This is a genomic window from Roseateles sp. (assembly GCF_036404855.1).
In the GTDB taxonomy this organism is placed as follows: Bacteria; Pseudomonadota; Gammaproteobacteria; order Burkholderiales; family Burkholderiaceae_C; genus Pelomonas.
The window spans coordinates 1-8888 of the sequence record NZ_DASWYS010000294.1 but is presented as its reverse complement, the minus strand read 5'-3'; the positions used below and the strand labels follow the sequence as shown (position 1 = coordinate 8888).

The window sequence follows — 8888 nt, the reverse complement described above, 5'->3', positions numbered from 1 at the left end:
CCTTGTTGGCCGTCATCATCTTCTCCCACAGCCGCACGGCGGCGGCGGGGTCATAGCCGGCGCGGGCCGACAGCTCGATGCCGACGAGGTCGGCCTCGCTCTCGTCGTCGCGGCTGAACTTCAGGTTGACCAGCTGGGCCCCGTAGCCGGCCACGGTGCGGCCCAGGTTGCCCAGGCCGAACAGGGCCGAGCCGAGTTCGACGACGACATTGGTCGCGGTGGACTTGCCGACACGCTCGCGCGCATGTTCGCGCAGCGCATGCGCCACCTCGTGGCCCATGATGGCGGCGACCTCGTCGTCTTCCAGCTTGAGCTTCTCGAGGATCCCGTAATAGAAGGCGATCTTGCCCCCCGGCATGCAGAAGGCGTTCAGCTCGGGGCTGCCCAGCAGGTTGACTTCCCACTTCCACTGCCGCGCCCGGCTGTTCCATTCATAGCTGAAGGGAATGATGCGCTGGGCGATGTAGCGCAGCCGCTGCAGCTGGGGGTGCTCCATGGGCGCGAGGGCGCGCTGCTGGGAGGCCTGGGTCATCATCTGCGCGTACTGCTGGCCGCCGGCCTGCTCCAGCTGCTCGGCCGACACCAGGCCGGCGAACTTGCTCTTGGGGCCGACGTCCACGCCGTCGCGCGCCCAGGCCGGCGCGAAGGCCGTGGCACCGAGCAGGCCCGTGAAGAGCCGACGGCTGCGCTGGGCGGGCGGCGCGCAGCGGCCGGCGGCGCAGTCGGCGCAGGCGCCGAACATGCGGCGCGGCGGGTCGGTGAACTGCAGGTCGTCGTGAACCTGGAAGTCTTCGGCGTGCATGCCGGCATTGTGCGGCGGCGTTGGCCGGACTTTCGTAGGACTGGCGACAATCGCACCATGGACAGCCAGCAATTTCGCGCCGCTCTGGGGCTTTTCGCCACCGGCGTGACCATCGTCACCGTGCGCTCTGCGGACGGCGGCCTCGTCGGCCTGACCGCCAATTCCTTCAACTCCGTGTCCCTGGACCCGCCGCTGGTGCTGTGGAGCCTGGCGCGACGGGCCGGCTCGATGCCGATCTTCACGCGTGGATCGCATTACGCGATCAACATCCTCGCCGCCGACCAGAAGGATCTGGCCCAGCGCTTCGCGACCCGTGACATCGACCGCTTCGCCGGCGTGGCCTGGCGCGAGGGCGCGGGGGGCGCGCCGGTGTTGGACGGCGCCGTCGCCACCTTCGAATGTGCCAACCGCAGCCGCTATGAGGAGGGCGACCACGTCATCTTCGTCGGCGAGGTGGAGCGCTGCACGGCGCGCCAGGGCGCGCAGCCGCTGATCTTCCACGGCGGGCGCTACTTCACCGAACTGCCGCTGTGAGCCGGCTTCAGAGCTGCACCTTGGTGCCCAGCTCCACGACCGAGTTGCCAGGCAGGCGGAAGTAGTCCGCCGCGCCGCTCGCATTGCGGCTCATCGCGGCGAACAGGGCCTCGCGCCAGTGTGCCAGGCCGGTGCGCGGCACCAGGGTCTCGCGGCTCAGGAAGTAGCTGGTCTCGGCGGGCTCGGCCCGCAGGCCGCGCGCCTCGCAGCGGGACAGCGCGGCCGGCACATCGGGCTGGTCCATGAAGCCGTAGGTGATGACGAGCCGCCAGAAGCCGGGCGCCAGCTCGTCCAGCTGCAGCTGCTCAGCGGCCGGCACATACGGCCGCTCGCAGAACATGACGGTCAGTACCACGTTGCGCTCGTGCAGCACCTGGTAGTGCTTGAGGTTGTGAAGCAGGGCTGGCGGCACCAGGGCGGGGTTGGCCACGGGGTAGACGGCGGTGCGCGTCGCGCGCGGGCGCGCGGCGTCGCCGAAGGCCTGCAGGCTCTCGATGAAGGGCAGCAGTTCGATCCCGTCCTCCCGCAGCAGCGTCTGCACGGCCGCGCGGCCGCGCGCCCACGTGCTCATCAGCAGGAACAGCAGCGCGCCCAGTGCCAGCGGGAACCAGCCGCCGTCGACGATCTTGATCGCGCAGCCGGCCACCAGCAGCGCGTCCAGCGCCAGGAAGAAGGCGGTGGCGCCCCACGCCAGCGGTCTGGGCAGCCGCCAGCCGTCACGGATGACGAAGAAGGTCAGCACCGTCGTGATCATCATCGTCAGCGTGACGGCGATGCCGTAGGCGCCGGCCAGCGCTGACGAGCTGCGGAACAGCAGCACCGCGCCCACGACACCCAGCAGCAGCGCCCAATTCACGCTGGCGATATAGATCTGCCCGGCCTCGGCGGCCGAGGTGTTGCGCACCCGCATGCGCGGCAAGAAGCCGAGCTGTATGGCCTGCTTGGTCATGGAGTAGGCCCCCGAGATGACGGCTTGCGACGCGATCACGGCCGCGAGCGCAGCCAGTCCCACGGCGGGCAGCACCAGCGCTGCCGGGAAGAGGCGGTAGAAGGGGTTGTCGATGGCCGCCGGCTCGCGCATCAGCAGTGCGCCTTGTCCCAGGTAGTTCAGCGCCAGTGCCGGGAAGACGATGCCGGTCCAGGCGATGCGTATGGGCCGGGCGCCGAAATGACCCATGTCGGCATACAGCGCCTCGGCGCCGGTCAGTGCCAGCACGATGGCGCCCACGACGGCCAGCACGTGCCAGCCTCGGTCGAGCAGGAACGCCAGCGCGTGCATCGGATTGAGCGCGGCCAGGATGGCCGGCTGCTGCGTGATCTGCAGCACTCCGGTGATGGCCAGCACCGCAAACCACAGCAGGATGACGGGCCCGAACACGCGGCCCACCGCGTGCGTGCCGTGCTTTTGCACGAGGAACAGGCCCACCAGCACCACCAGCGACAGCGGCAGCACGTAGCGCTCCAGTTGCGGACTGGCCACCTCCAGACCCTCCACGGCGCCCATCACCGAGACCGCCGGGGTGATGACGCTGTCGCCGTAGAACAGCGTGGCGCCGCACACGCCCAGCAGCAGCAGGCAGCGCCGCAGCACGGGGCGCCCTCGCACGGCCTGGGTGGCCAGTGCCGTCAGCGCCAGGCCGCCGCCCTCGCCGCGGTTGTCGGCGCGCAGAATCAGCACCACGTATTTCAGCGTGACCACCAGCATCAGGGCCCAAAGGATGGCTGAGACGGCGCCGACCAGCGTGTCCGATGTGAGGGCGACGCCGGTGGCCGGCGTGAAGATCTCCTTGACGGTGTACAGCGGGCTGGTGCCGATGTCACCGTAGACGACGCCGATGGCGCCGACCGTCAGGGCGGCCAGCCCGGCGCGCTGGGGCTCGTGCGTGGTGGCGTCGGCAGGCGCTGTCATGGGGGGGGACCGGGGCGGCTCGCCGGCACGGGGTTTGTCCGGGCTTGGTGGTGTCGATTCTGCCGAGGTCTGATCGTCGAGTCTGCAGAGGATCGACCTCTGCCCACAGGAACCACCATGACCGCCACGAACACCGTCACCCTGCACCGCGTGCTTCGCTGCCCGCCCGAGCGGGTCTACCGCGCCTTCACGACGCCCGCCGCCTTCGCCAAATGGCTGCCGCCGCACGGCTTCTACGCCACCGTGCACGAGGCGGACGTCAAGGTGGGCGGCAGCTACAGGATGTCATTTACCAACCTCACGACGGGCAATGGCCACAGCTTCGGCGGCCGCTACCTGGAGCTGGAGCCCGGCCGGCGGCTGCGCTACACGGCTCGCTTCGACGACCCCAACCTGCCCGGCGAGATGACGACCACGGTCGAGCTGAAGGCGGTGTTCTGCGGCACGGAGATGCACATCCGGCAGGAGGGCATCCCGGCCGTGATCCCGGCCGAGGCCTGCTACATGGGCTGGCAGGAGTCGCTGCTGCTGCTGGCCCAGCTGGCCGAGCCCGAGATCAATCAGTAGTTCAGGCCAGGCGGCCCGCCGGCAGCGCGGCGGGCTGGGCGCCGAGCCGGCGCCAGCGCCACACGCCCCAGAGGGCCGAGGCGGCCAGCAGGGGCAGCGCCAGGGCGGCCATCGGCAGGCCGAGCTGGCTGCAGATGAGGTGGCCGAGGAAGGCGCTCAGGTAGAACGCGAGCACCGGCAGCAGGACCGTCAGCGCAGTCGGCGGGCGCATCCGCGCCGGCACGCGAGTCGCGGTCCAGACCGACCAGGGCACACCCATGACGGGCAGCCACAGCAGAGGCAGGGTCTGGGTGGCCCAGGTCAGCGGCAGCAGGACGGCGGCGGTCAGCAAGCAGGCCAGCATCGCGTGGCGCAGGCCGAGCCAGGCCACGGCCCGGTTCAGCGCAGCGCCCTGGGGCATGCCGGGCAGCAGGCGCAGCAAGGCCTGCTCGCGGCGGGTTTGCCAGAGGACCTGCGGGCGCGTCAGCGCCGGATTGACGCCCACGCTGGCCAGCCCGATCCCGAGCCCGAAGGCGCCATGCTGCAGCATTGCGGCCGCGGGAACATGGGTGAGGGCGAGCACCAGCGCCAAGCTGGCCGACACGAAGGCGACGATGGAAACCAGTGTCAGCAGTTGGTAGGTCCAGTGCTGATTGCCGTGCAGCACCAGCTCCGCGCGGGCCAGGACGCTGGCGGGCCGGCGGTTGTCAGCGCGCTCGACCACATGCCTGTGCCAGGCGGACAGCAGTGCGACGAAGGGGCGGCTGAGCCGTTCCAGGCCTCCAAAGGCGAGGGCCGGGCTGACCATCTTGCCCTCCATCTGCATGCGCTGGGCCTGACGCATGAGGCGCACGCGCTCATAGGTGCGACGATGGCGTGCGTCGCCCCGGCCGAAGATGGCCATCACGGCCGCGCCCAGGGCCAGCAGGCCCAGCAGCAGCAGCGCGCCGGTCTGGGCTTGCCACAGCGCATAGGCGGCCATGAGCAGCGGCTCCAGGGTCTTGCGGAAGGCGCCCGCCAGTGGCAGGTAGACGCTCATGCCGAGCCACAGCCACCAGGCCCGGGTGGTCCACAGCAGGAAGGTCGCGACCGTGGCATTGCCCAGCAGCAGGGACTGCCACGTCAGCGCCGGCGGCAGCACGGCCCACAGCAGCAGCGTGGACAGGCCCGCGCACAGCGCCCACCCCAGCAGGCTGGCACGGCGCAGCGTGCGCAGGTGGCCCGGCACGCATCGGGCCGCAGTGGGGTGGTTCTGCTCCTGCAGGTTGGCGCCGACCACGATCCAAGCACCGTAGATGACGACGAGCAAGACCGCCATCGGGACGAGCCACCGCACCGGCCCAGACCCCAGCGCCAGGCTGATGGCGAAGGACAGCGCGATCAGCGCGCCGATCAGGCGGCGCCCCCAGGGCGAGCTCCGGTCGCGCTGGCGCCAGGCGGCCAGCAGCGTCTGGGAGAGTGGGGCGGTGTTCATCAGGTCAGCTCCGCGAACAGGTCGTCGAGGTTGACCCGGTCTGCCATCACGCCCGCCGGCAGGGCCACATCGAGCGGCAGGCGCGCAAGCACGCGCTCGCGGCCGGCTTCCAGCGGCGTGCGTTTGAGCGGCTCGGCTCCCAGGCGGGCCATCAGCGCGGCCATTTCGGTGACGCTGCCGGTGAAGGCCCGCACCTGGTCCAGCAGCTCGTCCAGCGGCGCCTGCAGCGCGATGCGGCCCTGCGTCAGGAAGGCAACGTTGAAGGCCACGCGTTCCAGGTCGGACAGGATGTGGGTGGAGAACACGACGGTGGCACCGCGGTCCATCACCTGGCCCACCAGCTCGCGCAGGAAGTCGCGCCGGCCGGCCGGGTCCAGGCTGGCCACGGGCTCGTCCAGCACCAGCAGGTCAGGCTCATGGGCCAGCGCGCGGATGATGGACAGGCGCTGCTTCTGGCCGCCGGAGAGCTTGCGGATGGGCTGGTCGGGCCGGATGTCCCAGCGCGACATCAGGCCCTCGACCTTGGCCGTGTTCCAGCGCGGGTAGAAACTGCGGAAGTAGGCCAGCAACTGGGCCGGCGTGAAATTCTCGAAGAGGTCGCTGTGCTGCGGCACATAGCCGATGCGTGCCCGTGCCGCGTCGTCCAGGTGCTGGACGTCCTGGTCGAACAGCCTCACCGTGCCGGCGTCCGGCTCGCGCAGCCCCAGCAGGGTCTCCAGCAGCGTCGTCTTGCCGGCACCGTTGCGCCCCAGCAGGCCCACCACCTGCCCGGGCAAAAGCTGCCAGTCCAGCCGGTCCAGCACAGTGGGGCCTTTGGGGTACTGCAGCGTCACCTGGCTCATCGCGGCGCTGACGGTCTCGGTGTGGGGGAAGTGCGGGCTCGTCATGGGGCTTCTTCCAGGATGGTCTTGAAGAGTTGCAGGGCCTGGGCCTTGGGCAGTCCCAACTGGTGGGCCTCGGCGGCGGCCTTCTCCAGCGTCGGGCGCAGCAGCTCGGCGCGGTCGGCGGCAGGCTGGGCGCGCTGGTGTTGGGCCGCGACGACCATGGACAGGCCGCGTCGGCGCTCCAGCAGCCCCTCCATCTCCAGCATGGAGTAGGCCTTGGAGATGGTCATGGGGTGCACGGCCAGCGCCTGGGCCAGCTCTCGCACGGACGGGATCTCGTCGCCCGCCCTGAGCTGCCCGGCCGCCACGCGCCGCCGCACCTGCTCGATGAGCTGGCGGTAGATGGGCTCGGGCGAGCCAGTGTTGATCTGGACGAAGTGAGAGGGGTCCATGGGCTACTGCTTATGTGTATTGGTACGATAGTACACATGGACAGTTGGCGTCAAGCCGGGCGCCGCACAATTGTTCTGAACAAATAAAGTCAAAAACTGGGCCGAACGAAGCAGGTGAGGACCTTGGTACGCGTACTCAACGAAGGCGCCAAACGTCATTCAGATCAACAATGGCGGTTTTCCTGTTGAAGCCACCGCCATGCACCGCCTGCTGTTCGCCTCCGCCCTGCTCGTGTCCCTCGCCGCCCAGGCGCAGGTCAAGGTCGATGACCCCTGGGTCCGCGCCACCGTCGCGCCGCAGAAGGCCACCGGCGCCTTCATGCAGCTGACCTCGGCCAAGGCGGCCAAGGTCGTTGCGGCCAGCTCGCCCGTGGCGGACGTGGTCGAGATCCACGAGATGAAGATGGACGACGGCGTCATGAAGATGCGCGCGGTCGACGCACTGGCGCTGCCGGCCGGCCAGGCTGTCGCGCTCAAGCCGGGCAGCTACCACGTCATGCTGATGGGCCTGAAGGCGCCGATCAAGGCTGGCGAGACCGTGCCGCTGACGCTGACCGTCGAGGGCGATGACAAGCAGCGCAGCACGGTCGAGGTCAAGGCGCTGGCGCGCTGACCTGCCGCGTCACAGCCCGGCGTTGCGCGCCACCTCGGCCGCCAGTCGCGGCCACAGCGCCTCGGGCAGGTCATGCCCCCAGCCGGGCAGGATTTCCAGCCGCGCGCCGGGGATGCGGCGCGCCAGGTCATGCGCCGCGGCAACCGGGATCAGCGGGTCGTCCTGGCCGTGGATGACGAGCGTGGGCGCGTCGATGCGCGACAGGCGCTCGGCGCGGTGGGTATCGGCCGCGATGGCGACCAGCTGGCGCGCCACCGCCTGAGGCCGGAACGCGCGCCTCACGCTGTGAGCGATGCGCTCGCGCAGCGCAATCGGCTCGGGCGGGTAGCCGGGGCTGCCGATGACGCCGTACAGCCTGACGAAGTGGTCCAGCACGTTCTCGAACTTCTGCTCGGGTGTGCTCGCTGGCCGGGGCCGGGACAGCATCGCACGGCGCACCTTCAGGCTTTCCTTGGGCAGGCCGCGGTGGCCGCTGGTCGTCATCATCAGCGCCAGGCTCTTCACCCGCTGTGCATGGGCGAAGCCAAGGTGCTGGGCAATCATGCCGCCCATGGAGGCGCCGCAGATGTGGGCCCGCGGCAGCCCCAGGGCGTCCAGCACGCCGACGGCGTCGCGAGCCAGGTCGGCGAGCTGGTAGGGCGCCTTGATCGGCAGCCGCAGCGTGTGCAACAGCGCTGCCAGTGGGATGTTGGGCGGCCCGAGCTGGTCGAAGGGCTGGGACAGTCCGACGTCCCGGTTGTCGAAGCGGATGACGCGAAAGCCCCGCGCCACGAGCTGCTCGACCAAGCCGTCGGGCCATGCGATGAGCTGCATGCCCAGTCCCATGATCATGAGCAGCGGCTCGCCACCGTCGGGGCCGTGGATGTCGACCTCGATGCGGACGCCGTTGGCGCTGACCTGCATCAGCGCCCGCCGGGTACCTCGCGCATCCAGCGCGGGGGCTGCATCATCAGCCCAGATCAGCCTGGCGCTCGACGACGCGAGACACCAGACCGTAGGCGATGGCTTCGTCGGTGCTCATCCAGAAGTCGCGCTCGATGTCCACGGCCACGCGCGCCAGCGGCTGACCGGTCTCGCGGGCGATGACCGCGGCGATGCGTTCGCGGGTGCGGATGATCTCGCGGGCCTGGATGGCGATGTCGCTGGCCTGGCCGCCCGCGCCGCCCGCAGGCTGGTGGATCATGAAGCGGGTGTTGGGCAGCGCGAGGCGGCGCTCCTTGGGGGCGGCCAGGTAGATGTGGGTGCCTGCGCTGGCGACCCAGCCGGTGCCGACGATGGTGACCGGTGCGCGCACGAAGCGGATCATGTCGTGAATGGCGTCGCCGCTCTCGACATGGCCACCGGGCGAGGAGATCAGCAGCGTGATGGGCGCGTCGGACTCCTGCGACAGCGCCAGCAGGCGGCGGCAGGTGGCATGGGCCATCTTGTCGTCGATCTCGCCGAAGACCATGACGTAGCGGCTCTTGAAGAGCAGCTGCTCTTCCATCTTCTCGGGGGCGTCTTTTTTGGCGGCCTTGTCGTCGGCGGCGAGGGTGTGGTGTTGCATGGTCAAGGGTCCGGTTGAGGGCGATACCTTACCGCGAGAAACGGCGGTGGCGTGCACGAAGGGTCAGCCCTCACCGAGGCGACGCCACCAGGCCCAGCTGGCGATGACGAACAGCGTGGCAAAGCAACTGGTGCTCCAGACCACCGTGTGCACGAGGAGATGGGCGATGTAGGCCGGTTGAGCGGGCG

The 8888-nt window shown here is 70.0% G+C and carries 10 protein-coding genes; 3 read left to right on the top strand and 7 right to left on the bottom strand.

Annotation, left to right across the window (positions count from 1 at the left end; translation table 11 throughout):
- On the bottom strand, positions 1-802 hold an 802-nt coding region (locus VGF12_RS19550; protein WP_331177724.1), incomplete at its 3' end, for a M48 family metallopeptidase.
- A gap of 57 nt (positions 803-859) precedes the next feature.
- Between VGF12_RS19550 and VGF12_RS19545 the strand changes: the two genes are divergently transcribed.
- Positions 860-1336, top strand: coding sequence for a flavin reductase family protein (locus VGF12_RS19545; RefSeq protein ID WP_331177723.1), 477 nt, complete (start codon positions 860-862; stop codon positions 1334-1336).
- A 7-nt stretch (positions 1337-1343) separates the two neighbouring features.
- Here VGF12_RS19545 and VGF12_RS19540 read toward each other — a convergent pair whose 3' ends face one another.
- Entirely contained in the window at positions 1344-3245 is a 1902-nt protein-coding gene (locus VGF12_RS19540) for a potassium transporter Kup (RefSeq protein ID WP_331177722.1), read from the bottom strand.
- A gap of 117 nt (positions 3246-3362) precedes the next feature.
- Between VGF12_RS19540 and VGF12_RS19535 the strand changes: the two genes are divergently transcribed.
- Positions 3363-3812: an SRPBCC family protein gene (locus tag VGF12_RS19535; RefSeq protein WP_331177721.1), complete on the top strand. Its 450-nt coding sequence runs from the start codon at positions 3363-3365 to the stop codon at positions 3810-3812.
- A 1-nt stretch (position 3813) separates the two neighbouring features.
- Here VGF12_RS19535 and VGF12_RS19530 read toward each other — a convergent pair whose 3' ends face one another.
- From VGF12_RS19530 to VGF12_RS19520, 3 genes are read right to left on the bottom strand one after another with little or no spacing between them, the layout of a single operon-like run.
- Complete coding sequence (locus VGF12_RS19530) at positions 3814-5265, bottom strand: hypothetical protein (RefSeq protein WP_331177720.1); 1452 nt, start codon at positions 5263-5265, stop codon at positions 3814-3816.
- Positions 5265-6152, bottom strand: a complete 888-nt coding sequence (locus VGF12_RS19525; protein WP_331177719.1) for an ABC transporter ATP-binding protein — start codon at positions 6150-6152, stop codon at positions 5265-5267. Before VGF12_RS19525 ends, VGF12_RS19530 begins: the two co-directional genes overlap by 1 nt.
- The gene (locus VGF12_RS19520) at positions 6149-6541 is read right to left on the bottom strand and encodes a GntR family transcriptional regulator (protein ID WP_331177718.1); all 393 of its coding nucleotides are present in this window, start codon (positions 6539-6541) and stop codon (positions 6149-6151) included. Before VGF12_RS19520 ends, VGF12_RS19525 begins: the two co-directional genes overlap by 4 nt.
- Positions 6542-6740: 199 nt before the next feature.
- Here VGF12_RS19520 and VGF12_RS19515 point away from each other — a divergent pair, with 199 nt between their 5' ends.
- Entirely contained in the window at positions 6741-7154 is a 414-nt protein-coding gene (locus VGF12_RS19515; RefSeq protein ID WP_331177717.1) for a copper chaperone PCu(A)C, read from the top strand.
- A 9-nt stretch (positions 7155-7163) separates the two neighbouring features.
- Here VGF12_RS19515 and VGF12_RS19510 read toward each other — a convergent pair whose 3' ends face one another.
- Positions 7164-8057: an alpha/beta fold hydrolase gene (locus VGF12_RS19510; RefSeq protein WP_331177716.1), complete on the bottom strand. Its 894-nt coding sequence runs from the start codon at positions 8055-8057 to the stop codon at positions 7164-7166.
- Positions 8058-8103: 46 nt separating this feature from the next.
- On the bottom strand, positions 8104-8700 hold the full coding sequence (locus tag VGF12_RS19505) for an ATP-dependent Clp protease proteolytic subunit (RefSeq protein WP_331177715.1): 597 nt from the start codon (positions 8698-8700) through the stop codon (positions 8104-8106).
- Between the last annotated feature and the right edge of the window lie 188 nt (positions 8701-8888).